The sequence below is a fragment of the Desulfovibrio gilichinskyi genome, from assembly GCF_900177375.1.
Lineage (GTDB): Bacteria > Desulfobacterota > Desulfovibrionia > Desulfovibrionales > Desulfovibrionaceae > Maridesulfovibrio > Maridesulfovibrio gilichinskyi.
The window spans coordinates 467,303-492,371 of the sequence record NZ_FWZU01000003.1; the positions used below are offsets into that span (position 1 = coordinate 467,303).

At 43.0% G+C, this 25,069-nt stretch carries 24 protein-coding genes; 8 read left to right on the plus strand and 16 right to left on the minus strand.

Features of this window, described 5'->3' with window-relative positions; translation table 11 throughout:
- Positions 1–22: 22 nt before the first annotated feature.
- The 6 genes from B9N78_RS10560 to B9N78_RS10585 all read right to left on the minus strand — a co-directional run bounded on the left by B9N78_RS10560 (position 23) and on the right by B9N78_RS10585 (position 6,718).
- Positions 23–1,198, minus strand: a complete 1,176-nt coding sequence (locus tag B9N78_RS10560) for a small ribosomal subunit Rsm22 family protein (RefSeq protein ID WP_085102006.1) — start codon at positions 1,196–1,198, stop codon at positions 23–25.
- A complete protein-coding gene (locus B9N78_RS10565) occupies positions 1,188–2,756 on the minus strand; it encodes an ASKHA domain-containing protein (protein ID WP_085102008.1) in 1,569 nt (522 codons plus the stop codon). Before B9N78_RS10565 ends, B9N78_RS10560 begins: the two co-directional genes overlap by 11 nt.
- A gap of 116 nt (positions 2,757–2,872) precedes the next feature.
- Positions 2,873–3,664: a sirohydrochlorin cobaltochelatase gene (locus tag B9N78_RS10570; RefSeq protein WP_085102010.1), complete on the minus strand. Its 792-nt coding sequence runs from the start codon at positions 3,662–3,664 to the stop codon at positions 2,873–2,875.
- A 147-nt stretch (positions 3,665–3,811) separates the two neighbouring features.
- Positions 3,812–5,545: a chemotaxis protein CheA gene (locus B9N78_RS10575; protein WP_085102012.1), complete on the minus strand. Its 1,734-nt coding sequence runs from the start codon at positions 5,543–5,545 to the stop codon at positions 3,812–3,814.
- Complete coding sequence (locus B9N78_RS10580) at positions 5,545–6,294, minus strand: histidine kinase (protein ID WP_085102014.1); 750 nt, start codon at positions 6,292–6,294, stop codon at positions 5,545–5,547. The genes B9N78_RS10575 and B9N78_RS10580 overlap by 1 nt, the downstream gene beginning before the upstream one ends.
- 22 nt (positions 6,295–6,316) lie before the next feature.
- Positions 6,317–6,718, minus strand: coding sequence for a response regulator (locus B9N78_RS10585; RefSeq protein WP_085102016.1), 402 nt, complete (start codon positions 6,716–6,718; stop codon positions 6,317–6,319).
- 152 nt (positions 6,719–6,870) lie between these two features.
- On the opposite strand from B9N78_RS10585, the gene B9N78_RS10590 reads away from it, so the two are divergent.
- The gene (locus B9N78_RS10590; protein WP_085102017.1) at positions 6,871–7,461 is read left to right on the plus strand and encodes a TrmH family RNA methyltransferase; all 591 of its coding nucleotides are present in this window, start codon (positions 6,871–6,873) and stop codon (positions 7,459–7,461) included.
- Here B9N78_RS10590 and B9N78_RS10595 read toward each other — a convergent pair.
- On the minus strand, positions 7,458–9,122 hold the full coding sequence (locus B9N78_RS10595) for a glycosyltransferase family 2 protein (RefSeq protein WP_085102019.1): 1,665 nt from the start codon (positions 9,120–9,122) through the stop codon (positions 7,458–7,460). The two genes, B9N78_RS10590 and B9N78_RS10595, sit on opposite strands and share 4 nt — an antisense overlap.
- Before the next feature lie 146 nt (positions 9,123–9,268).
- Between B9N78_RS10595 and B9N78_RS10600 the strand changes: the two genes are divergently transcribed.
- From B9N78_RS10600 to pdxA, 6 genes are all read left to right on the plus strand, one after another.
- Entirely contained in the window at positions 9,269–9,877 is a 609-nt protein-coding gene (locus tag B9N78_RS10600) for an L-threonylcarbamoyladenylate synthase (RefSeq protein ID WP_085102021.1), read from the plus strand.
- A 940-nt stretch (positions 9,878–10,817) separates the two neighbouring features.
- Positions 10,818–11,291, plus strand: coding sequence for an NUDIX domain-containing protein (locus B9N78_RS10605; protein WP_085102023.1), 474 nt, complete (start codon positions 10,818–10,820; stop codon positions 11,289–11,291).
- Positions 11,292–11,341: 50 nt separating this feature from the next.
- Positions 11,342–12,790 carry a glycogen synthase GlgA gene (glgA, locus tag B9N78_RS10610; RefSeq protein ID WP_085102025.1) on the plus strand — a complete coding sequence of 483 codons (1,449 nt, stop codon included), beginning with the start codon at positions 11,342–11,344 and terminating at the stop codon, positions 12,788–12,790.
- A gap of 8 nt (positions 12,791–12,798) precedes the next feature.
- A complete protein-coding gene (locus B9N78_RS10615; RefSeq protein ID WP_085102027.1) occupies positions 12,799–13,002 on the plus strand; it encodes a hypothetical protein in 204 nt (67 codons plus the stop codon).
- A gap of 6 nt (positions 13,003–13,008) precedes the next feature.
- A complete protein-coding gene (gene glgB / locus B9N78_RS10620; RefSeq protein ID WP_085102029.1) occupies positions 13,009–14,907 on the plus strand; it encodes a 1,4-alpha-glucan branching protein GlgB in 1,899 nt (632 codons plus the stop codon).
- A 253-nt stretch (positions 14,908–15,160) separates the two neighbouring features.
- Positions 15,161–16,144, plus strand: a complete 984-nt coding sequence (gene pdxA / locus B9N78_RS10625) for a 4-hydroxythreonine-4-phosphate dehydrogenase PdxA (protein ID WP_085102031.1) — start codon at positions 15,161–15,163, stop codon at positions 16,142–16,144.
- A gap of 122 nt (positions 16,145–16,266) precedes the next feature.
- On the opposite strand, the gene B9N78_RS10630 is transcribed toward pdxA, so the two are convergent.
- The 8 genes from B9N78_RS10630 to B9N78_RS10665 all read right to left on the minus strand — a co-directional run bounded on the left by B9N78_RS10630 (position 16,267) and on the right by B9N78_RS10665 (position 23,022).
- Positions 16,267–16,800: a D-glycero-alpha-D-manno-heptose-1,7-bisphosphate 7-phosphatase gene (locus B9N78_RS10630; protein ID WP_085102033.1), complete on the minus strand. Its 534-nt coding sequence runs from the start codon at positions 16,798–16,800 to the stop codon at positions 16,267–16,269.
- 130 nt (positions 16,801–16,930) lie between these two features.
- The gene (locus B9N78_RS10635; RefSeq protein ID WP_085102035.1) at positions 16,931–17,731 is read right to left on the minus strand and encodes a tetratricopeptide repeat protein; all 801 of its coding nucleotides are present in this window, start codon (positions 17,729–17,731) and stop codon (positions 16,931–16,933) included.
- Positions 17,732–17,763: 32 nt separating this feature from the next.
- Positions 17,764–18,888: a glutamine-hydrolyzing carbamoyl-phosphate synthase small subunit gene (gene carA, locus B9N78_RS10640; RefSeq protein ID WP_085102037.1), complete on the minus strand. Its 1,125-nt coding sequence runs from the start codon at positions 18,886–18,888 to the stop codon at positions 17,764–17,766.
- Positions 18,885–19,628 carry a 3-deoxy-manno-octulosonate cytidylyltransferase gene (gene kdsB / locus B9N78_RS10645; protein ID WP_085102039.1) on the minus strand — a complete coding sequence of 248 codons (744 nt, stop codon included), beginning with the start codon at positions 19,626–19,628 and terminating at the stop codon, positions 18,885–18,887. The genes carA and kdsB overlap by 4 nt, the downstream gene beginning before the upstream one ends.
- A 12-nt stretch (positions 19,629–19,640) precedes the next feature.
- On the minus strand, positions 19,641–20,918 hold the full coding sequence (locus B9N78_RS10650; protein ID WP_085102041.1) for a 3-deoxy-D-manno-octulosonic acid transferase: 1,278 nt from the start codon (positions 20,916–20,918) through the stop codon (positions 19,641–19,643).
- 66 nt (positions 20,919–20,984) lie between these two features.
- On the minus strand, positions 20,985–21,887 hold the full coding sequence (locus tag B9N78_RS10655; protein WP_085102043.1) for a D-alanine--D-alanine ligase family protein: 903 nt from the start codon (positions 21,885–21,887) through the stop codon (positions 20,985–20,987).
- Entirely contained in the window at positions 21,853–22,455 is a 603-nt protein-coding gene (locus tag B9N78_RS10660) for an HD domain-containing protein (RefSeq protein ID WP_085102361.1), read from the minus strand. Before B9N78_RS10660 ends, B9N78_RS10655 begins: the two co-directional genes overlap by 35 nt.
- Before the next feature lie 279 nt (positions 22,456–22,734).
- Positions 22,735–23,022 carry a hypothetical protein gene (locus B9N78_RS10665; RefSeq protein WP_085102045.1) on the minus strand — a complete coding sequence of 96 codons (288 nt, stop codon included), beginning with the start codon at positions 23,020–23,022 and terminating at the stop codon, positions 22,735–22,737.
- 330 nt (positions 23,023–23,352) lie between these two features.
- Between B9N78_RS10665 and B9N78_RS10675 the strand changes: the two genes are divergently transcribed.
- Positions 23,353–23,670 carry a TusE/DsrC/DsvC family sulfur relay protein gene (locus B9N78_RS10675; protein ID WP_085102049.1) on the plus strand — a complete coding sequence of 106 codons (318 nt, stop codon included), beginning with the start codon at positions 23,353–23,355 and terminating at the stop codon, positions 23,668–23,670.
- A gap of 126 nt (positions 23,671–23,796) precedes the next feature.
- On the opposite strand, the gene lpxB is transcribed toward B9N78_RS10675, so the two are convergent.
- Positions 23,797–24,924: a lipid-A-disaccharide synthase gene (gene lpxB / locus B9N78_RS10680; RefSeq protein WP_085102051.1), complete on the minus strand. Its 1,128-nt coding sequence runs from the start codon at positions 24,922–24,924 to the stop codon at positions 23,797–23,799.
- Positions 24,925–25,069: the final 145 nt, after the last annotated feature.

The window sequence follows — 25,069 nt, forward strand, 5'->3', positions numbered from 1 at the left end:
GTTTAAGCCGCCGGAGGCTTTCTTAATCTTTATCCTGATCTTTATCTTTATGAACTAGGCGTGTCGGCAGCTCAACAATTTTTGCGCCGGATTTCACATCATCCGCCATTTCTTCAGGCTGCGGCATTCCGATAAGTCCACCGGGGAAAATAGAACGTGCTCCGCCTTTTGCGAGAAGCAGGATTAACCCTTGCGCCGCACATGCATACTGACCGAATCCGCCATCATCAATTCTGAAAGAATCGGAAATGGTGCGGATGAGCATTTCGCCTTCTCTCGGTTCCGTCACCGCAGTTCCGGGCTGAGCTATATAGAGAAAACTCATACTGACGTTGGTTTTTTCCAAACGACAGCGGGTGGAAAGTTTCTGTAACCACATGGGCGCATGGTCGGAGTCAAAGTTGAAATGGCACCATGATTTACCTTGATCACCGCTGAGAGGACACTCTTCATGATGCGGGCATGGAGCAAGAATTGAACAGCCGTGTTCAATGAACTCGTTGCGCATAACTGAAAGAACGCGTCCGGAACGGCGTATTCCCGGTTCGATAATAAGTATTTTGCCGTTCGGAGCAAGCATTCTGCTGAGTTGCTGACAGAATTTTGAAGCCCATACGGGAAGTGGTGTACGAGTACCGGAAGAGGCTTCGTTGACCATGTTTGCGGTAACAAGAAGATCGGCTTTTTCGCGGATTTTAGAAGAAGGGCCGCCTTTTACGTTAATATGCCGCCATTTACTGTTACCGGCTAAAGCTTCGAAAAGTTTGACACCTTCGCGCATCGGTTTAGGTGTGCGGTCTACGTTTACAAATGTGATTTTCTTTTCACGAAGATCCGGTCTGGCAATCCAGAGTGCCTGCGCTACGGTCAAAGGTCCTGCGCCTAGATCGATAACAACGCCGTCGTCAGGAATATTAATTTCCAGTCCCTGAAAAAGGCGAGTCATGCGGTAAAGGTTCCAAGGCAGAAAATAGCGCAGATACGCGTTAAGGCTGCGCGGTTCACTCATATAATCTTTAGGCATGTTGGAACGTTCTTCGGTAAGCATATTTGAAAGATCCCGAATTGCGTAAGGAAGTTCGAGCTTATGCTTAGGGTGCAGCGGAGAAGCAATATCCAGAATATTTAAGTAGTTTTCCAGCTTCTTGGTCAACTTTTCTTGAGGAAGAGGAAATAGTGAAGTGACTCTAATAGACATATTGAAATATCATCCTTTCGAGAAATTTTTGTCCAAAATCCTGACCGCCTGCTAACTCCAGAACTGAAGTAAGGGCGGGGAGAGATGAAGCAAAATCCCGAGCATTTTTATTATTTGTGAGAATTACAGCTCCGGCAAGGGAGGTGTTGCCTGCGGCGCGGGTTATAGGACCTGTTTCAGCAGGGATAAATCCGGTCGTTACAAGATCATTAATATTTACGTGCTGCCCCATGGCTCCGCCCAGAATTACTGAATTCAGTGATGAAGGTGACAGGTCTGCTTTATCTAAAAGGGCTGTCATGGCCAAATTGAAAGCAGCTTTTACTTTTAATATTTCTTCTATATCAGAAGCCGGCAGTAAAAGCTCGGAATTTAAGCCCAGATCAAGGGCCGGAGAACCTTTGTGCTGAGTGATATTGCGAGCCAGTCGCGCGGCAAGGGGGGTGTTTCCTCTTGAAAACTGTCCTTCCCGTGTAAGAACTCCTGATTTCAGTAAAAGGGAGCAGAGAGACAAATAGCCTGTTCCGGTAATACCGGGAACGGCTGTTTTGTCCGGTTCACTAATAAATGAGGGAGAAAGTCCGGCCGGAGTGAGGGTGAAAGATGAAATCGCACCGGGGCCGGCAGTTCGTCCGTTTGTCAGTCCCACACCTTCAAGGGCAGGACCCATCGGGACCGATGAAACAATGTATTCATCAGGTGAAAGGCAGAGGACAAATTCTCCGTTGGTTCCGAGGTCCGCGAAAAGATATGGCGACTCGGGAACATTTTTTGAAAAATTAAGAGCAACAATTCCGGCAGTTATATCAGCCCCTACAAACGGAGCAAGATGATTCGGGACGTAAGTTTGTGGAAGATTTTTTCCAAGACTGATAATTTCGCCGCCGCAGCTTGGGAGAGAATACGGTGCACTGCTAAGTCCTTCAACATTCTCCTGAGCAAGAATCGACATCATGGAAGGGTTTCCGGCAATGACCATTTCCTTAACCGGACCTGTCTGCTCAATAATAGATACAAGCCGCTTTGTTACTAAGTCTGATAAAATTTTACACTGCTTTGGTTTTTGGGCAAAGGCCAGTCTGGACATAACTTCGCTGCCCAGTCCGATTTGCGGATTCAGTTCTTGTCCTGATAATATGATTTCACCGCTTACCGTAAAAGCCCATTGCATTCCTGTGGTTCCGAGGTCTACGGCAAGGCAGATGTTTTCCGGCAGGTTGCTTGCAAATTTACCTATAATATTACCGGATATTTTAGGAACAACCCGCTCAGGTTCTGGAAGATAAACGTTTGCGGACCTTGCTTTATGCAGACAGGATAGTCGCCAGCCTGATTCTATTTCTGCGGCGGAAAATGTTCTAAGTTCTTCTTTGAGCGGAGCCGGAGCGTCAGATTCAAACTGAACTTTGCAAAGACCGCACCTTCCCATTCCTGAACAGAGAGGTACTCCGGTGAAGGCTCCATTTAGAAATAAAAGTTGAGCAAGATTAAGCTCACTTGAGGGTGTGAGTTCAAGGACGGTTCCGTCATGAACTTTGATAGTCAGAATATTTTGCATCGCAATAGTTTTTCAGGAAAAGGTTATTTGTTCCCGCACAACATATATGCGAGGCACATCTTTAGCAAGAGCGGGAGCAGTGTCTGAATCGTATGAACTCTGAGCAGGGAGTGAGTTTAGTCGTCCAGTTCTTTAATGGCTACACGCAGATTTTCCATCCAGCGGTCAGCAAAAATTCCGAACTCACCTATACCTTTAATTTCCGGAACGGATTCTATTCCGTTTGCTGAGACAATATTTTTCCATGAATCGTCAGATTCCCCGGCCATATCTTTTTGAACATGATTTCCTGCACCGAAAAGAAGGGGAAGAAGAAAGGCTCTTTTCAATCCTGCTTTTTTAATTTTTTCGGATATTTCTACGATGTCAGTGGGGGAGCTGACTGCTCCTAAAAAGGCATGCTTATCTTTGCCTTCAAGTACGAGTTTAAATTTGTGGTAAAAAATGTTGCCGGAATGTTTTGACCCGTGAGCAACCAGAATCAGCGCATCTTTTTCCGGATCACGGTCTTGCAGAAGAGATAAGATCAAGTCTGAAACTTCGTCTACATCTTTATCATCACTAAGCAGAGGTTGACCGAACACTGCTTTTTTGAAAGGTGTTTCACCTTTTTCAATTGTATTAAGTATGCGAGTAATGTGATGAAATTCAATGCCCGGAATAACGTGAAGAGATTGAATTACCACATGGGTAATTCCTTCTTCGTGCATAGATTTGAGTGTCTCGCCTACTGATGGAAGGTACTGCCCCTGTTTCATCATCATTTTGCGGATATGATTGGATGTAAAAGCTGTTCTAATAAGGAGATCAGGATATTCAGCTTTAGTTAATCTGAGTATATTACCGAGAGCAGAGTTTGCGGCGCGGTTATTCGATCCGTGCGCAGCGAGAAGAATGGCTTTTTTCATGAAATGATATCCTGTGGAAGTTGGTCTGTATTTATCGCGTCTTGTGTGAACAGGAGTGTATAGCAGACAAAAGTCATAGCGCAAAGTCTTTTGAATATGTCTGAAAAATTAGTATTTGATCTTAATTTTCGGGAATAACTGTATTATTTATTGTGTTTCTTTAATGCCGAGTTGTTTTGTAATAAGTACTTCTGTGTCGACTACCAAAGCATCTTTTTCACCCATCATTCCAAAACCTAGAATCGGTAAATGGTAAATACTGTTCACAGGTAAAGTAAAACCAGTGACAACAGCCTTCTGCTGCCGCAGAACATCGTCAACAAGGATCGCGGCACTGTACTGTCCCATTTTCACTAAAATTACCTTTGAAAGCTGTCCTTCAGGCGGCTGCGGAAAATCGAAAACAGTATGCATGCGGATAAGAGGATGGACTTTTCCTCTGATCGATACGGTCTCGCGTCCGTCCGGCAGTGTTGTGAATTCTTTAAGTACAGGTTCATATACTTCAAGAACCTCTCTGCTTGGGAATATGAAGGTTTCATTTCCGACTATGGTTATAAGTGCGTCGACAATGCCTTCATTAATGGATCTACTGAGCGGAATGGCAATTGTAAATGTAGAACCGTGTCCAAGTTCGCTTTTGATTGAAACTTTGCCGTCCAGAGTATTCTGGATGGAGCTGACAACCGCATCCATCCCTACGCCTCGTCCTGAAATATCTGTTACAGCTTCTGCCGTGGAAAATCCTGATTGCAGAATAAATTCAAAAATTTCTTCCTGCGTGTAATTCTTGTCAGGATCGGCAAGGCCGCGTTCCAGCGCTTTCGCAAGTAGCACTTCTGCGTCCAGACCTTTTCCGTCGTCAATAATTTCAATGTATGCGAATTCGCCTTTTCTGCTTGCACTAAGTGTTACGGAACCGTCTTTATCTTTACCGAACATCTCACGGTCTTCAGGAGCTTCAATGCCGTGATCCAGTGCATTTCGAAGTAAATGAACAAGCGGTTCATTGAGGCATTCGACAATGGTTTTATCAAGGGCCAGATCTTCACCGAGAATAGTAAATTTGATCCGCTTGTTAAGCTTTTGCGAAGTAGACTTAACCAGCCTGTGCATGGGCATGAAAATTTGTTTCAGCGGGACAAGTCTTATTTCATCCACTTCGGACTGCAAACTGCGGATAACTTTGTCCAGTTCGCCTAAGCTGACAGAAATTTTAGCAATATTCTCTGTTCCGGTTTGCGCAATAACGGCGTGCGTGACCATAAGTTTACCGACCAGTTCGATAATAGAATCAAGCTGCTGCGTAGATACTCTGATTGAAGATATCGCCTGTGATTTATCTTTTTTAGCAGGTGAATCAGGTGCTACTTTGTTTGAGATGTCTTCAGTTTTTAAGGTAGACGCGGCTGTAGCCTGTTCTGGCTGATCTTTGTCAGCAGGTACATTCGTATCTGTATCAGTCTCATCTTCTAGTTTAATTTCAACCGTTTTTTCTAAGCTTGGTTCTGCTGAAACCGGGATGCTAGAAGAATCAGCTTCCAGCTCAATATCTTTTTGGATTATTTCCGGTAATTCTTCAATAGGTTCATCTTTAGCGCAATCTACGGGAGCAGCACCTTTATCCAGTACCCCGGCAATGCAGTAAAAGAATTTTTTTTGTGCTTCTGTAATTTCAAGCAGAGTTGTAATTAGGTCCTGAGTTATGGGGGTAATGCCGTCTGAAAGCATATCAAGCAGAGCTATAACCTGCGCAGAAGGCATTTTCACATGCTCAAGCCCAAGGGATTTCATGACATTGTTTATGTCACCTGTCCCTTGCTCTAAATCTATGATTGTCTTCTGTATATCTTCAATACAGTTTGCAATACTGTCTTTCATTATCCGTTTGCTCCAGAAATATTGTCTGCAAGAAATGTTTCCCGGTTGTCATATTCAGTAATATATCTGGAAAACCCCCAAGAATGAAATGTTGATGAACATAAGTTATTCATCCCGGTAATACTGATTTCAAGTCTGTCTGAAAAAGATACAATAAGTTCGAAAAGCGATGAACCTACAGATAAAGTGTTAGTGAAATCAAATAAGACTCTGCTGTTGGTTGGTATATCATGTAAATTTTTTTTAACAGCTTCACGCTGTTCGTAAAGGTACAGTCTGTTGACAGAGATGGTAATAATTTTATTCTCATCAATGGATTCTATTTCAACGGGGGATAACCCGTTGCCGAGAGTGACTGCAGCCGGTTTACCTTCTCCTAAAAGTCTTTCTTCGATATCTGTTGTAAATTCTGTATCGTAAGTACCGGTATTTCTGAGTTGTTCAATAAGAATAAATATGGAGTTCACAGATTCAATAGCAAGGGCTATCTGCGGTAAGCTCCTCCCTATTTCGCCTGACTGCATTTTTCTCAGAAAACTTTCAACTTTATGAGTAAAGGTTGAGGCCGGTTCAAAGCCGGACATAAATCCCGTAACGCCTTTTATTGTGTGAAGAGGACGAGAGAGTATTTCAATACCTTCTTCAATCTGCTGCTCATCAAGAAGGTCTATACCCTCAAGAACTTGCGGGTAGTATTTATCATTAACTTCAGAAAAGAATTCTTCAATTAAAGAATCGTCTTCACTCATTATCAGCTCCGTAAAATCAGATTTATTTATTCAGTAAGCCCAGTTTTTCAAGCTCTTCGAAAAGTTTTTCTTTTAAAATAGGTTTTACTAGAAAAGCCGAAGCTTCAACATCATGAAATGAGCGGATGACAGTTTTAGGATCATTAAGTGCCGTAGTCATGAAAACTTTTACACACTTTTTACTTGGAACGGAGTTTTCTTTTTCAAAAGCCCGTATTGCTTCAAGAGATGTGATCCCATCCATTTCAGGCATCATTATATCCATACAGATGAGTGTGTACGGTTTTCCTTCGGCAAAGGCAATTTTATATGCCTCAAAAGCCTCTTTTCCGTTTACCGCAATATCTATTTCAAAAATAGTGGATAAAAAAGTGGAGATAAACTTTCTGCTCACAAATTCATCTTCTGCTATAAGAGCACGCATTCATGCCTCCATTGGTGAAATAACTCTGACAATATTCTCACAACATGTTTTTTAAAGCAATATAATGTCAATAAATATTACTCAATTATAGTTCACATTACCTTTTCAAGCTTTTCTTGCAAACTTTTTAAAGGTTGAGTACCTAAGACTCCATGGAAAAAAAGAGAACACCCCAAAGAGAAGCAAGAATCAGGCAAGTGCTGGAAAAACGGCAGAAAGATCTAACACTAATTGTAGATAACGTTTGGGATCCACATAATGTTTCCGCCATTTTACGCAGTTGTGATGCTTTCGGTATCTACGGAATCCACTTGTATTATACTGATGCAGAGTGGCCGGATTTCGATAACAAATCTTCTGCATCAGGTAAAAAATGGGTTGAGCGCACTATGCACTCAGATGCTGCCGAAATGGTCGGATCTCTTCGTAATCAGGGATATCAGGTTTTAAGAACCGGTTTTTCAGCAAATGCACGTCCACTTATGGATTTTGACCTTAGCAAACCTTCGGCTGTTATTCTCAGCAATGAACATAGCGGCACTGCTCCTGAGCTGGCGCAGCTTGTCCCTGATGAAGTTTATATTCCGATGCAGGGGATGATACAAAGCTTTAATGTATCCGTTGCCGCCGGTCTCATTCTCTACCATGGCTTTACACAGCGACATGCCAAAGGAATGTATGACACTCCGTCTTTCTCACAGGAAGAAATGGATGTTATTGTAGAGGACTGGCTTTCCCGTTAAAACCTCTCTGCCAACTCTTTCCATTTTCTTTCAATATCGGACCAGATAGAGAGCAAATCGCTTGAAAATATATTGTTTATATCTTGCTCGGAGAATTTGCTTTCCAGTTTGATTTTGTTTCCGAAGACTTGAGCCATTCCTTTTATATTGCTGGCCTTTGCAAGGCTTGAATGCTGTATATGCCCTATACGTAGCTGGCCTGCATATATGTGGTTGCAGCCGCTGAGGTATGCTCTTAAATCCCGTTCAAGATCATCGAATTGAGTGGGATTAAAACGTACATCAAACGGTCCGCTTTTATTTATTGCTTCAAGGTTAAGCATATGACAGCATCCAGACACATGCACCGCAGGACGGGTGTATGAAAACTGTCCGTAATCAAAGGCTGAGCGGCAGTTGTCGAAAACCATTATCCTTTCTGTTAATCCTTCTATCTGTGATGTTCCTGCTCCCGGCGGGAAGATATGATAATCCGCTGACTGTATGCTGGTCGGGACGGTGGTGGATGTTATCCGGCATCCCACGGCTCCGGGATTTTTGTACTGCTTTGCTGTGGCAAGCAATTCTTCAAGCCAGTTTTGCGGAAGCTCAACATCGTCATCTAAAAATACAGCCCATTTCCCCTTGCGGACTTCCGGCTGCGCAAGCAGCCAGTTGCGGGCCGCAGGAGCCCCGACGTTTACCGGAAGCTGAATGGAGTGGTATTGCCCTTTTGGAAAAAAATTTTCAGCTTCGTGAATCACTTGACCAGTGCTGTCGCTTGAGCCGTTGTTCAGCGCAAATATCTTTGCATTGCCGATTCTTGAATCAGCTACGTTTTTAAGAGTATTTTCGATTAATTTTGCGTTGTTCCAAGAGTATAACAGAATAGAAACTTCATCAGATGAATTTAAAATATTTTTTGTTTGAACAGGGTTTAAAAGGCTGTGCAACTTTTGGCCCCAATTCAGATTCCAGATATTTTCCTTCCAGAGGGCGGATAGTGTTGCAACTGCTCTTTCCTGTTCGCCGAGTTTCAAGAATAACTCACATTTCATGAACTCTTTCCAAAATCCCCAGATTTTATCATCCAGTTTGGAAACAGCGTCTAAAGCTTCCTGATGGGGCAAGTATAAAAAACTGTACTGGGCAAATAATCTTTGTTTTACAGGTAGTAACTCGTCATTCCACGGGGTAATATCTAAGGCTGTTTTCGGAAGTTCAGAGTTTCCGAGACGAAGTAGAGTCTCCCACGAGTGTGCCAGCCAAGTAATTCCATCAGGTCCGCGAAACAGAGGGAATAGATGCTTGATTATAAGCGTCTTATCGTTTGCATGAAGAAGGGTGTCTAAATCCTCAAGTGGAATATTGTGTGCAGGCCTGTTTGCAATGGAATTTACAATGTTTCCAAGTCCCTTAGGAAGATTGCTTTTATTTACTTCTAAAAGTTTACGTGCCGCAAAAACATCCAGTGGATTTTGTAACCACATCCACAGGGCAAGACCATGGCAGGGCAGCAGAAAAGACGGATTCTTTGCCGAAAAAGTCTGAAATGTATTAATAAGACCGCGTTGATGTGATATTTCCTCTGTGCCGAATGCCCATAAGGGAACACTTTCTTTTATTTCTAAAAGAAAATTTTCAATATCAGAATTCGTAAAATTTATACTTTGCGGGGACATCCGTTTCTCCATAATTGCGTTTCGTGTTTACAGTATGACTGCTTGATACTGTATTTCAGCCTATTGTAAAAGATGTTGGACATACGTTTTAAAACTGGTATGAATAATCGCTTCCTATTCACAATAAATTGAGCGGAGATTTTTTGATGACCGAAGTTGATGCTGTAAAAATAATAAGATCAGGCGGGGTACTTATATATCCTACCGAAACGTTGTTTGCCATTGGGGCGGATGCAAGTGATGAGGGGGCTGCAAACCGTGTTGCTCTTGTGAAAGGACGCCCTGTTTCTAAGCCGTTACCCCTTATTATAGGTAGCATGGATCAACTCGAACTTGTTACTAAGTTTGCATCTCCTGAGGTTCTTAAACTTGCGAAAGCTTTTTGGCCGGGACCTCTTTCTATCTTGGTTAAAGGTAGAGATGAATTGCCTTACGCAGTAAAAGATTCATTCGGCTATACATCCGTGAGATGGACTGATCATCCTGTTGCTGCAAAAATATGCCTTGCGGCTCGTACTCCTCTTATTGCCACCAGTGCAAATATTAGCGGTAATAAAGCTGCGGAAAAAATTGAAGACCTTGATGCAGAGTTGGTGAAGCTGGTCGAGGGTGTATTTGACGGTAAGCCTGCTCCGCGCGGCGGGAGTCCTTCAACTGTGATTGAACCGCTTAGCGATGGAAGAGTGAAGGTTCTCAGGGATGGAGTAATCTCCAAAGAATCTTTGACTCAGGCTGGATTCGTAGTTGTAGACTAATCGGTGTAAACTGATTTTATTATTTAATAATGTGCTTTTGTGGCCTGCCCTTTTGTTTAAGGGCAGGTTTTTTTAGTATAAAAAATTAAACCTCAATCGGGATGAATAGTCGAGATGTGATAGTTCAGTATAAAATGTTGAACTTTTTGTCTGATTTCTGTGAAGTATATTTTTTGTATAAAACTTTTATATTACAGCATGTTAAGTTTGAATAAGTCTCTTTTTATTTTTTGGCACGCGAGTTGCTATATTAAAGTTACCTTCATTCTTTTGCTGAGATTAAATCGAAAACAGGCCCCGCCGGATACCACCGGCGGGGCTTTTTCGATTTTGTAGTAAAGTAGAACTTAATTGCGGGATAATTCAGAGTGAGGTTGTGGAACGTTATTTAAATTTTGAAAAATCAATTAAGCATAAATTTGTTAGTGATCGGATTCTGTATTCTTTAGAAATATCTCCTTATCCGTTCAAAAAATTGAACTATGCCCCCCTGCTAACGTTGTAAACTTTAGAATGAGTATAAAAAATTTAACTTTCTGCTATGCAGTTAGTTTTGTTTATTTTGTTAAAAATGCATATATTTTAGTATGTTATATTTGTACTTGCTGAAATTGATTTTTTGGCACGCGAGTTGCTGTATTAAAGTTACCTTCATTCTTTTGCTGAGATTAAATGAAAAAGGCCCCGCCGGATACCACCGACGGGGCCTTTTTCGTTTGATGCGGTGACTTCAGATGCAAAAGAGCTGCTCAACCGTTGCGGCATAAAGGTTTTTAAGTCTGTTCAAGAATTTATACCGTAATTTCATTTGTCTTGTTTTCTTTCTCAAAAATAAATCGTATTCTCTTGTCATAAAAAAACATATGCGTTAACAATCATAACGGATTACCGATTGTAAGAACTCTAATTTGTCGACTATATAATTTAAGGTTGTACTTAGATGATTGGCTCTAAACCATGTCCCCATTGCGGCAATGATATTGTCATTTATCGCAATCCGGTTCCCACTGTAGATATTGTTATTTATGACCCCTGTCAGGGGGTTGTGTTGATCAAGAGGAATAATCCTCCGCTTGGGTGGGCTTTGCCTGGAGGGTTTGTTGATTACGGAGAAACTCTTGAACACGCTGCTGTCCGTGAAGCAAAAGAAGAGACAAATCTTGATGTTGTGCTGACAGGGCTGGTTGGGGTTTATTCCATGCCGTGCCGTGACGACAGGCAGCATACAATAAGCATTACCTACAGCTCTGTTGCCTGTGATACGCGAATTCTTAAAGCCGGTGATGATGCCGGAGGTGCCCGCTTTTTTAAACTGGGCGATCTTCCTGACTTGGTGTTTGATCATCGGGATATTTTGCAGGACTTCTCAGCTAAAATACTTTCGTTAAAAACTTCGGCCTCGGTAGGGTCTTAACTCTGCCGGAAATTCTGTTCGACAGGTATAAATAATAGGGAGTTTGGCCAGTGCATGACGTTTTATACGTAACTTCGGAAATGTATCCTTTTTCTAAGACAGGTGGGCTCGGCGACGTTATGGGAGCTTTGCCTCCTTGCGTTCATTATAAAGGTGTTAACGCTGCGGTGATTACTCCATTTTACGGGCGGATGAATCTGGCCGGACACAAACTTAGACTTGTATATTCTGACCTGCATGTAGGATATCCGTGGCCGTCTACCACCGCTGAAATATATCAGACAGACTATGACGGGATGCCTGTTTATTTTGTAGCAAGGGGAGAGTATTTTGATCGTCGCCATTACTACAACACCCATAACGGAGATTATTTTGATAATTGCGAAAGATTTATCTTCTTTTGTAAAGCTGTTTTAAAGTGGGCGAGACTGCTGCCCAGTCCTCCGGCCGTAATCCATTCGCACGACTGGCAATCTTCGCTTGTTCCTCCGTATTTGTATTTTGAACGAGCCAAAGATTCTTTCTGGAAAAACACCAAAACAGTCTCAACTATTCATAATCTTGCCTTTCAGGGGCGATTTTCTGAAAGGCTTTTTCATGAGTCAGGACTTCCGGCCGAAGCATGGTCCATGCAAGGAGCAGAGTTTTATGGCGACTTTAATATGCTGAAATCCAGTATTGCGTACAGCGACGCTGTCACTGCCGTCAGTCCTACTTATGCACAAGAAATTTTAGGGCCGGAGTTCGGCTGTGGCCTTGAAGGTTTTTTAAAACTGCATAAAGATAAAATAGAAGGGATTTTGAACGGCGCAGACTATAATGTATGGGACCCGAGCGAAGATAAATTTTTGCCATGCAGATACACCGCTGAAGATATCAGCGGTAAGCAGAAATGTAAGCGGAGCATGTTGCGCGAATTTAATATATCAGATCAATTTGCAGATAAACCTGTTTTCGGGTTCATAGGCCGCCTCAGGGATCAGAAGGGTGTTGACCTGCTGATTGACATTATTCCGAAGCTTATGAAAAAAGACATCGGTCTTATTGTGCTTGGTGAAGGGAATCTTGCCTACGAAGCGCAGCTTCTCGACCTGATGGAAGCGTATGCAGGTAAAATGAGTGTCCGGGTCGGATATACCGAAAACCTGGCTCATTCTATTCAGGCTGGGTCGGATATTTTCTTAATGCCGTCAAGGTATGAACCGTGCGGTCTGACGCAGATTTATGCTTTGAGGTTCGGAACCCCGCCTGTTGCGACAGCTGTGGGCGGATTACGTGATACTATCACTCCGTTTCCTGACGAAGCTGCAACCGGATTTACTTTTGCCGAGCCTGATTCCGATTTGTTTTTCGAGGCAATCGAGTCGGCTATTGCTGCCTGGCACGACAGAAAAGAGTGGAAGAAAATGGTTAAACGGGCAATGCTGAAAGAGTTCACATGGGATCATTCAGCTGATGAGTATATTAAATTGTATCGCAAACTCGGCGCGAGAATTTAGGGAATATTATGTCACAGGAATTGATAGCGGATTTAGCTGAAAAGCTTAACGTGGAGATTAAAGGTTTAAGCCTTATTGAATCGGTTAGAATGCTTCAGAGAGTTGAAGGTAATTTTGACTGTTTTGCAAGGGCTGAAAGCGGTTTTTGCAATCAGAAAGAATGTTTATTTTATACTGAATGTCTTCAGAATTCTCAAAAAGCAAAGGATTAATGCTTTATGCCTGAAACTTTACCTGTCTACATAGCCCCTTTTGATTTGTTTATGTTCGGGAAAGGTGAGCACTGGGATCTTTATCGTATCCTCGGGGCGCATTTTGATGTGCAGGATAAAAAGGAAGGATATCGTTTTGCCGTGTGGGCTCCTAATGCCCGTAATATTTATGTTGCCGGAGATTTCAACAGTTGGGACAGCAGAACCAATCCGCTGTTCCCCGTCGGTGTGTCCGGTATCTGGGCAGGATTTGTACCTGATGTTGTCCCCGGGCAGATGTATAAATTTCAGGTAATTCAAAGTGACGGACGTGAAGTAACAAAAACAGATCCTTTTGCATTCCGGTCAGAAATGAGACCCGGTCATGCCGCTGTTACATGGGGGCTTGAAAATCATGAATGGGCGGATGAAGCGTGGATGACAGCCCGTCGAAGTGCCGGTATTCCTCTCAATAAGCCTATGTCCTGCTATGAAGTGCATTTAGGTTCATGGCGCAGAAATAACTGGGATTATCGTACTTATCGTCAGCTGACGGAAGAACTTATTCCTTATGCAAAAGATATGGGATTTACCCATATTGAGCTTATGCCTATTGCCGAGCATCCTTTGGACGAGTCGTGGGGGTATCAGACCAGTCATTATTTTTCTCCCACATCGCGTCACGGCACTCCTGATGATTTAAGATATTTTATTGATAAATGTCATCAGGAAGGAATCGGAGTTATTCTTGACTGGGTTCCCGGTCATTTCCCGAAGGATGAGTGGGGGCTTGGACGTTTTGACGGGACCGCACTTTATGAGCATGCAGACCCGCGTAAAGGTGAGCATCCTGACTGGGGTACATATATTTTTAATTTCGGCCGGCACGAAGTTTGTAACTTTCTGCTGACCAATGCCCTTTACTGGCTTAAAGAATTTCATATTGATGGGCTTCGCATTGATGCTGTGGCTTCCATGCTTTATCTTGATTATTCAAGAAAAGAGGGCGAATGGGTTGCAAATGATCATGGCGGCAACGAGAATGTAGAAGCCATTGAAATGTTTAAACAGCTCAACACTGTTGTTCATGACCAGTTTCCCGGCGCAATGATGATTGCTGAAGAATCGACTTCATGGCCGGGAGTTTCACGTCCAGTTTATACCGGCGGGCTTGGATTTACCTTCAAGTGGAATATGGGGTGGATGAATGACACGCTTGATTATGTCAGCAAAAGCCCTATACACCGCGCATATCATCATAATAGTTTAACTTTTTCTATGATTTATGCTTTCAGTGAGAACTTTGTTCTACCTATTTCGCATGATGAAGTTGTGCACGGTAAAGGTGCTCTTTTATCGAAAATGCCCGGCGATACTTGGCAGCAGATGGCTAATTTACGTCTGCTTTTCAGTTATCAGTGGGCTCATCCGGGCAAGAAATTATTATTCATGGGCTGCGAGTTCGGGCAGTGGAATGAATGGGATTGCCGCAAAGAATTAGATTGGGTATTGCTTGGTTTTCCTGCACATCAGGGGCTGCGTAGTACTGTGACTGATTTAAACAGAACAATGCGCGAGAACCCCGCCATGTACAAACGGGACAACGACTGGTCCGGTTTTGAGTGGGTAGATTTCAGCGATTACAAATCTTCTACCATAAGCTTTTTACGCAAGAGTTCCGGCGACAAGCCCATTCTCTGGGTTTTTAACTTCACACCGGTGGTGCGGACAGGCTATTGTCTCGGATGTCCGCAAGGTGGCAGGTGGAAGGAAATATTTAATTCCGATTCAGAAATATACGGCGGGTCCAATGTCGGCAATGTAGGTGAAGTTGTTGCCAAGAAAGCCGGAGATATCGGATCTTTTCCATATTATCTGGAACTGACACTGCCGCCGCTCGGTGCTATAGCTTTGCGTCCTGAGTAATTTTGTCTCCGACTGGCAGGGGCTTTGCCCCTTGCATCCCCACCAAAGGGGATAATCCCCTTTGGAATCCTTATTCGGGAGAGTTCGGTTAGGGGAGTCTTGTTATGTTAATTTATATGTTTTTATTGATGTTAAATTATGGGAAGCTTTCTGTTTAGGAAGCTTCCCTTTTTTATGCTCTTGCTAACGGTTTTGAAATAGTATTGGATAACACCTGTTAAGCGGTTTTTTATAGTCAAAAAAAGGTGACGATATGAAAAAAAATATATGTATAACTCTTGGTGATCCGAATGGTCTTGGACCTGAGCTTGTTTGCAGATTATTAGCAGGGCGCAAACCTGATCGTGCGTTTTTGATGATAGGCCCTGCAAACAGTTTGGAATATCATTTGGAACGGCTCGGGCTGGATCTGTTTTATGAAGAAATTAACGACCCGAAACAGATTGTCGGCGCGAAGGCGGGATATTATCTTTATTGTCCTGAGAAACTTAAAAATTTTAAATTGAATATAGGTGTTGCGGAACCTGAAGGGGGGCGTGGCGCCGGGGAAGCTTTGGAAACGGCTGTTCAGTTGTTAAATGATAAAATTGTTTTCGGGCTTGTGACTTGCCCGCTGAACAAAGCTATGTTGCAACTGGCCGGATTCGATTTTCCGGGGCATACGGAGTTTCTGGCAGAAAGGTCCGGAGTAGGGCGTGATAATGTTTGTATGCATCTTGGCGGACCGAAACTTAAAGTAAGCCTTGTCAGCACTCATCCTAAGTTTAGAGATATTCCGGCTTTGGTCACCAAAGAAAGAATTTTGCGCTGTCTCGATCTGACTGATCAGCTTGTGAAGTCGCTTGGTCTAGAACAGCCTATTGCCGTGTGCGGTCTTAATCCTCATGCAGGTGAATCCGGGCGGATCGGGCACGAAGAGATTGATATTATTGAACCTGCAATTAAGGAAGCTAATGCAAAAGGGCTGAATGTTGAAGGTCCGTTCCCCGGCGATACTATTTTTTATTTTGCAGCGCAGGGCGCATACAGCGCAGTCCTTGCCATGTATCATGATCAGGGATTGGCTCCGCTTAAACTTTTGCATTTCAGTGAAGCTGTAAATATTACGCTTGGATTGCCGTTTCCGAGAACTTCACCGGATCACGGTACAGGCTATGACATTACCGGTACCGGAAAAGCGTCATTAGACAGCTTTAAAGCAGCACTTGAAACAGCCGAAAAAATGGTGGACGCATAGTTATTTAAAATACATTTTCCGATTAAAACGCCAATAATCAAGGATTCCAAAGGGGATTATCCCCTTTGGTGGGGATGAAAGGGGCAAAGCCCTTTGCCCGCCGGAGGCATACTAAAGTATAATTAACTATTTATAATAAATTCAGCCGCATCAAGCAGATCGTCAGCAATGTATGTGGCTTTGCCTTTGCATTTGGGTTCTTCTTTAGCCCCTTTGCCTGTGCGGACTAGAATTGTGCCGGCCCCTTTGGCTAAGCCAAGTTCTATGTCACACAGCTTGTCGCCTATTACGTAGCAATTTGCTGGATCTAATTTAAATTCTTCAATAGCTCTGTCAAACATTTCCGGTGCAGGTTTGCGGCAGTTGCAATTTTGTTCCGGTGTATGTGGACAGTGATATATCGCTGTGAATTTGATTCCGCTTGGGGCTAACAGCTCTTCCATTTTGCTATTTACTGCTTCCATGTCATGAGTGGAATAATATCCGCGGCCTATTCCGGATTGATTGGTAATGACGATCAGACCGAATCCTGCATCCTGAATCCGTTTAAGCCCTTCTTTCGCATTCGGCAGAATTTCAACTCCTGCAGGGTCGCTTAGATAGTGTTTGTCGGCGATTATAGTGCCGTCCCGATCAAGAAGAATATAGTTTTCCATTGTCCTTCCAAAAGAAAAGCTCAAATCTTCACGTATGAAAATTTGAGCTTTTTGATTTTATTTATAAAAATCCTAGCAGGTTAGTTACAGCTTGTGGATCAAAATAAGCTCAGCCTGTTGGATGCAGTGATCAGCCGATTTTTTTGTTGGCAAATTTAAGCATTTTTTCAGCTTCAGCAAAATTGGGATTGATTTTGATCGCTTTTTTTGCGGCTTCGGCCATCTTATCCCATTTTTTCCAGTCGTAATAAAGACGTCCACAGTTAAAGAAGAGATATTCATCTTTGTCGTTTATCTGTAACGCCTTCAAGTAATACTTCTCTGCTGTGGCGAAGTCCTGCATTTTACGAAGAACTATTCCGATACGGTTGTACAGGAATATTGCATTCGGATCGTGAGCAAGTGCATCTTCAAGATAACTGAGAGCTTCTTTGTACAGACCTGCTTTAATGAATTTGTCAGCAATTTCGGCACGAAGTTCTGTGTCATCTTTAAAGTCACGGATAAGCTGGTTAAACATAAAGTGTGCTTCCGGAACATCGCCTTTTTCTATTAGCGCTTGTCCCTGCTCAAGACTGTCTTTCTTCCGTTTTTCCATTGCTTTCAGGATACCCTGAGCATTGGCACTGACTTTTTCCTGCAACTCTTTTAAGAGTTCGCGCAGAACTTCCATCAGAACTTTTTCTTCACCGTGCGTATAATTGATGATCAGCGGATAATCTTCCCGCAATTTTTTATCACCGTTTAAAATATGTACGGTACTGTCGAGCAGTTCCTGAAACTCTTCGCGTTCCGACTTCATAAGCGAACCACGAAGCATTATAACAACTGCATCGTATACAGCCTGAACAGCAGGCATGGCCTTTTTTTGTTTTAAAAGGCTTGATACTCCAGCCAGCTTTTTTCTGGCATTAGTAAGTTCACCGGACATATTGTTCTCCGAAGTAATGTTTTAGGAGAGATTTATTTCCCGATAGCTTCTTTTACAAGATTACGGAATCTTGCGAAGAAATACTCACTGTCACGCGGACCGGGAGCTGCTTCAGGGTGGAATTGGATTGCAATTATAGGTTTGGTCTTATGTGCGAATCCTTCCAATGTCTCATCATTAAGGTTTTTGTGGGTCATCTGGAGGTCTGGACACTCGGAGATATCTACACAAAAACCGTGGTTTTGAGAAGATATTTCAATTTTTTGTGATTCCATATCCATTACAGGCTGGTTACAGCCATGGTGCCCGAATTTCAGTTTAAACGTTTTACCGCCGAGCGCAAGCCCAAGAAGCTGGTGGCCTAAACATATGCCGGCTGTAGGTAAATCCTTACAAAGTCCGCGTACTGTCTTGATTGCGTGTTCAAGAACTCCGGGATCACCGGGGCCGTTGGAAAGGAATATTGCTTCCGGACCGAGGTCGCGAATTTGTTTTTCGCTGTAGCTTGAAGGAACTGACAGGACTTCAAACCCCTGATCTTCAAGCAAACGTAAAATATTCCATTTAACACCGTAGTCAATAAGTACTACTTTAGGACCCTTACCACTCCATTTATATCCGGCCGACACATCAACAGGAGCCGGCTTGTTATCTTTCCAAGCGTAGCATGAGTTTGAAGTTACCTGATCCGCTAAATTGCGTCCTTCCATCAGAGGAAGATTTTTTGCTTTCTCCACAAGTTTGGCAGGATCCGTTTCTTCCGTTGAGATGATGCCGCGCATGGCTCCGTTAATACGCAGATGGCGTGTAAGGGCGCGAGTATCAATCCCTTCAATTCCGATAACTCCGGCTTCTTTCAGGTAGTCAGGCAAAGATATTACCGAACGCCAGTTTGAGGGCTTTTTGCAACATTCTTTAACAATAAAAGCACTGACATGTACTTTGGAAGATTCGTTGTCTTCTTTTGTTATGCCGTAGTTGCCGATGAGCGGATAGGTCATACAGACCATCTGTCCGGTGTATGAAGGGTCTGTGAGAACTTCCTGATATCCGGTCATGCCGGTGTTGAAGATGGCTTCACCGCCCGATTCGCCAGGCCCTGTGAAGGATGTTCCTTCAAACCATGTTCCGTCTTCAAGTGCCAGAATGGCTTTCATATTTGTTCCCTCTCAAGAATCTTTATGGCTGTATCCAAATCTTCGGGACGGTCTACCCCGTGGCAGGAGTGACTTGTAACCGTGACATGGATGGATATTCCGTTGTCCAGTAACCTTAGCTGTTCAAGCCTTTCCCTTTGTTCAAGCGGAGATGCAGGCAGACTGGAAAATGTTTCAAGGGCTTCCATGCGGAAACCGTATAGGCCGATGTGTAACAAGTATTCTCCATTCCCGTCGTGTGAGAAGGGTATTGGAGAACGGGAAAAATATAGTGCTCTGTTATCTTTTGCAAGTGCGACTTTTACCCTGTCCGGGCAAAGAGCTTCAGCTGCTGTTATTGGTGAGGCAAGGGTGGTCACCCTTACATTTTTAGCGGTAAAGGGGCTTACCAGTTCAGAAAGCATTTCCGGAGCGAGGCAAGGTTCATCACCTTGAATATTCACTACTACCGCATCTTTCGGAATATTTAATTTTCTGGCTGCTTCCAGTACCCGGTCTGTTCCGCTGGTGTGTGTCTTTGCAGTCATAACTGCCGGGACTCCCAGCTTTTCGGCCGCATCCATTATGATACTGCTGTCAGTTGCTAAAACCACCTGTGCCATTTCCGGACATTTGCTCGCCCGGTTCCAGACATGCCAGAACATGGGCTTACCGCAGATTTCTGCAAGGGGTTTACCCGGAAAACGGCTGGATTCATAACGTGCCGGAATAATTCCGAAACATCCAGATATTGTACTCATTTATTCAAAACCTTAGGATAAATTACGTTTTATGGCTTCGCAGGCCATTTTAGTTCCGCCACGCATATCTTTAAGAAATGTTTCAAATTCATTTTTAACTTTTTCAGGCTTAACAGGTCTTTTGCTTATATCCAGCAATTCTTTCAGAACTCCTTTCCAGTCTCCAGCCTGTCTGGCAATGTTGTTTTCAAAGATTTCATTACCGATCCATGCAAAATTTGACCAGAACGGACCTATTACAGGAGTTACGCCGTAAGCCAGCGGTTCCATGAAATTTTGTCCTCCGACAGGAGCAAGACTTCCTCCGATAAAAGCAGCCCGTGCCAGTGCAAAGGCCGGGACCATTTCACCGAAGACATCCCAGAGCACAATATGTCCGAAGGGAACAGTTGATGTTACTTCTGAACGGAGAATCCATGGAAGACCTTTATCCGTAAGCATTTTTTTCCATGCTTCGATGCGGTGCATGTGGCGTGGGAAAAGTCCTATTACTGTTTTTGGTCTTTCTTCTTTTAGGGCAACAGCAATATTTAACACCTGAGATTCTTCTTCTTTTCGGACAGAACCTAATATTATAAAAGGTGTCTTCGGTCTGAAAATACTGGAAAGAGGATTTGAAGTGTATGGAATTGCTTCCGCAGTGGCTGTACTGTCGAATTTAATATTAGGCATTAAACTGACTTTGTCTATTTCAAACAATGTTTTAAATCTGTTTGCATCATCCGGAGAAATAGCAAGGACTTCTTCGGGTCCGATTTTCTTAAAAAAAGAGGGGCATGTCATGTATCCGGCGAGGCTTTTTGTGGTCATCCTTGCGTTTATGAAAATAACTTTTATTCCGAGTTTTTTGCATGCCATGAGGAACCCGGGCCATATTTCTGTTTCTAAAAGTACCACTAATTTCGGATTAACCGCTTTCAATGCCTTAATTGCCAGACTTGGCATATCAAAAGGAAAATATGTTGCTGTAGCAGAAACATTGCGGGGATTGGGTGTTAATCTGTATGCGGTCCTCTCCAGCTCTGCAAGTCCTTGTGATGTGCTGGTGGTTAATAGAAATTTGGTCGGTCTGTCAGGTGAAATCTGATCCATAATCCGTGTTGCAAGCTTTGCTTCTCCTGCTGAGGCAGCTTGAATCCATACATCGGCCCGTGGTGGAAGGCTGTGATTTAAGGTCCTGCGGTCGAAACCTTCACGTAGTCTTTCGTTGCGGTGCAGAAAAGGTAAAGCTACTTTCCAGCCGAGATTGTAGACAAACGAGGCTGTCTTAAGCTTAAGCGATTGTGGCATGTGGTGATCCTGACTTTTCGTTTCCTGAGCTTCCCTTACGGGTGTACCTGTTTAAATAAAAATCTTTTATCTGTTTTTTCCAAGTTCAATAAGTTTTTCAATCAGCATGTTGAATGAGTAACCCGCCGTTTTAGCAGCTCTCGGAACGAGACTTGTCGGAGTCATACCCGGAAGGGTGTTCACTTCCAAAATATAAGGAACGGTTTCTGAAATTATAAAGTCCGCTCTGCTGTATCCGGAAAGGCCCAGAAGCTTATGTGCTTTCAGTGTGATTTCCTGAATTTGCTTTGTGAGTTTTTCTTCAATCGGTGCAGGGCAGATTTCTTCCGCTCCGTCGATGGCATATTTGCTGTTGTAGTCAAAGAACTGTGCTTTTTCAGGAGGAGTAATCAGAATAAGCGGTAGAGGTTCGTCACCTAGAATTCCGCATGTTACTTCAATTCCTCTAGTGTATTCTTCCACCAAAGCGCTGTCGCCCATGCTGAAGACTTTTTCAATTCCGTACTGCATTTCCTGTTCAGTTTTCGCAAAGGTCATACCAAGGCTTGATCCGCCTGAATTCGGTTTAATGAAAACCGGTGGTTTCAGATTTTGGATTCCTTTGCATCCGTCTATAGAGCAGATCAGTTCCCATTTTGGAGTTAGAATAGAGTTATGATCAAAAATTGTTTTGGTGGCAGCTTTGTTCAGCGATAAAAAAGAACTTTCCGGTCCAGACCCCTGATACGGGCAGGATGTGCGGTTCAGTATTGCCTGAATAAGTCCGTCTTCTCCCGGAGAACCGTGAAGATTAATAAACGCAAAGTCAGCCTGACTCGCGCGGCTCATCAGATTACCGAAGTCTTGCGCAGGGTCCAGCATGTCAACTTCGTGCCCTAGTTCAAGCAGAGCCGAATGAATGCCTTTTGCTCCGCTGAGGGATACTTCCCGTTCGTCAGACCAGCCGCCCGCTATCAAAAGAACACGCATTTAGATCAACTCCAAGTAGGTTTTCAAGCCGTTGTTCAAGAACTAAGGCCTGTTCATAAGTTTGGTGAATTCTTTGTTTTATTTTTTCTGTTTTACCATATCTGACAGCCAGATCACTAAATCTTTTTTCAAGAGAAGTCAGAGTATCGTGCATAACACGCTTGTCACTGTAGCTTATGACAAGCGGGAGGAAATATTTTTCAGCATCCGGTTCAAACGGCCAGAATACGTGGTGCAATACGCCCATAGCAATAACCGGATTACCGGTAAGTCGCAGGGTCCACGCAGCACCGAGCTGGCTGTGATTGCCACCGTGCTGGATTGAGTATGTTTTAGCAATATCATGCATCAGTGCAGATGCCTGAATGGTTGGAACATGTACCGGGATTTCTGCCTGCTGCGCTATCAAAGCAATGGATACAGCTACTTTTGCGACCTGTGTGCTGTGCGCTTTGATGTTATCAAACATTTTAAAATCTTCCCAATGTTGCAAACATTCTGAAGCTGTCGGAACATACCATGAAGGGTCGGACTTTACCGGCAATGGCGGCATTAAACATGATTCCATTGGCGGATACCCGGGGGATGTTTTCTTTGTTGATTTTATCTTACTGATATTATTCATAGAATTTGTGTATGACCTTTTAAAGGCTGAAACTTCCCTCCATTACCATTTTGCATTGAAAAAGGCAAAGCCCCGATTTGCAGTAAATCGAGGCTTTGCCTGAAAATAACCTATAATACGGCATGAAAGACCGTATTTATGTGGAAAATTTTATTCAAGCGGCTAAATATTTTTTGTCAGCTTGTTTTTAGGATTATTTTTCTGTTCGAGACGCTTTGTCTGCTAAATGTCATTTTGAAGAAGAGGATCAGAAAGAAGTTTCATCACTCTTGCAAGGTCAAAATCATGGGCATCATTTATTTCTGTGCCATGTGCGCTTGCTTCAACAGTCTGTTCAAGCAGCTGCTCCGGATTGACATCCTGAGCTTTAATACCGGATCTTATGTTCGAAGAAATGGTATCAATCTTTTGTTCACGTGTTTGGATTTGAGCAGAATTATTGTTCTTTGAAGTGATATTTTCATTTCTAATCGGCGCTTTTAAGGACTCTGTTCCAAAACTGATTTCCATTTTTTTACCCTCCTGATTATACTCTCACTTTAAGCAAAATTTGATCCCGTTGTTATATGTTATGTTATTACAGTATGTTGTGTTTGAGAAGTGTGTTTAAGAGGGGGGATATTTTTCCTACTTGAGCAAATTTAGTAGGAAAAAAGGAGTTAATTTTGATAGAAAGATGAACTGTTATGAAATTTCTCTTGAATTTTTTTTTCCTAGGTTTTATTTGGTAGACAGGTACTTGATGCAGGGGCTGCAAATTTTTTAATTTGAAGAAGTGCATTATATCCTGAAAGTTTAAGCAATTATCTGCTTTCACTATTTAATTTTATGGAGGTATACATGGCAAACGTTGAATTCGAAGGTAAAAGTTTTGAAGTCGATGAAGATGGTTTTCTGCTTAAGTTTGAAGAGTGGGCTCCTGAATGGGTAGACTACTGTAAAGCTGGCGAAGGCATTAAAGAATTGAATGAAGAACATCAGAAGGTTCTTGATTTCTTGCAGGACTACTACAAGAAAAACGGAATTGCTCCTATGGTTCGCATTCTTTCAAAAGTTACTGGTTATAAACTTAAACACATTTATGAATTGTTTCCTTCCGGTCCTGGTAAGGGAGCTTGTAAAATGGCTGGCCTTCCAAAGCCGACTGGTTGCGTTTAGTACAACAGTAAATTTGGTTTGTGAGTTGCGAAACAATCATGTTGGTTGTTTCGCGTTGTTCCAAAGTCAGAAAACCCCTCGGGCACTGGGTCCGAGGGGTTTTTTATTTAGGGATGGAATAATTTTTTACAGAGAATTCAAATCATCTTGAATTATTTGAGCAACTCTGTCCGCAACACCCGGTTCCCCTATCATTTTACGTAAATCGCTTAAATTGCACCTGACTGTCTCCGCTGAAGCAGGGTTTTTAATCCACTCATGTAAATATGGATAAAAAAACTTGGCAGATGCTTTTTCAAGAATACATTCAGGAAGGAGAGATTTGTCAGGAATCAGGTTCGCAAGACTGATATATTTTACTGATATAATTTTGCGTGCAATGAATGCAGAAAGCGCAGATATTTTGTATGCAACAAGTGTCGGCGTGCCTATGAGAGCGCATTCGAGTGTTGCCGTTCCTGATGCTGCCATAATGACGTTTGAGCTGCGCATCAAGCGGTACCGGTTATCCGGTTGATTGATAGTAACCGGAATATTTGAATGCCAGTAGCTGCGCAGTTTTTCTTCGGTTATTCCAGGGGCTCTGGCAATTGAGAATTTAAGTTCAGGAAAATCTGCAAGCAGCATCTCTGCTGTCTTAGCAAATTCCGGTAAGAGCGAAGATATTTCTTTGCTTCTGCTGCCCGGAAGAATCCCCACGAGATTCGGATCAGGAGTTATGGCATCGAGTTCTGCAAGCGGCAGGAGGTCGAGCAGCGGGTGGCCTACATACTGAGCGTCGACTCCGCGGTCTTTAAAAAACTGCTGTTCGAAGGGTAGAATACATAATATTTTACGAACATACTTTTGCAGGAATTTAGCTCTGCCCTGACGCCATGCCCAAATTTGCGGAGTGATATAATAATATACCGGAATGCCTAGCTTGTGTGCGATTTTAGCTATTCTGAAATTAAAATCAGGGCAGTCAATCAACACGACTGCTTTTGGCCGTTCCGCTTTTAAGATATCACCGATTTGTCCGAATAATTTTAGCAGGCGCGGCAGTTTGGGAAAAACTTCCGTAAAACCTACAAGGGAAATCAGCTGCATAGGGTAGCGGATATCACAACCCGCTTTTTCCATAGCAGACCCCCCCATGCCTAAAATTTTAAGCTCAGGGTCTGCATTCATCAGTTTTGAAGCAAGCAGTGCGCCGTGCATGTCTCCGGAAGCTTCCCCTGCGTTAATCCAAATGCTGTTGTTAATTTTATCCATGTGTCTGTTTATTTAATAAGTTATAAAAGATGATAGTACGTTCGGTGCTGAAAAAACGCAACGGGTGCTACGCGCCGGATGTTACAGGTGTTTTGTACCTTTATTTATTAGAGTTTGCTGCTGAATTACTTGCAATTATGAATTA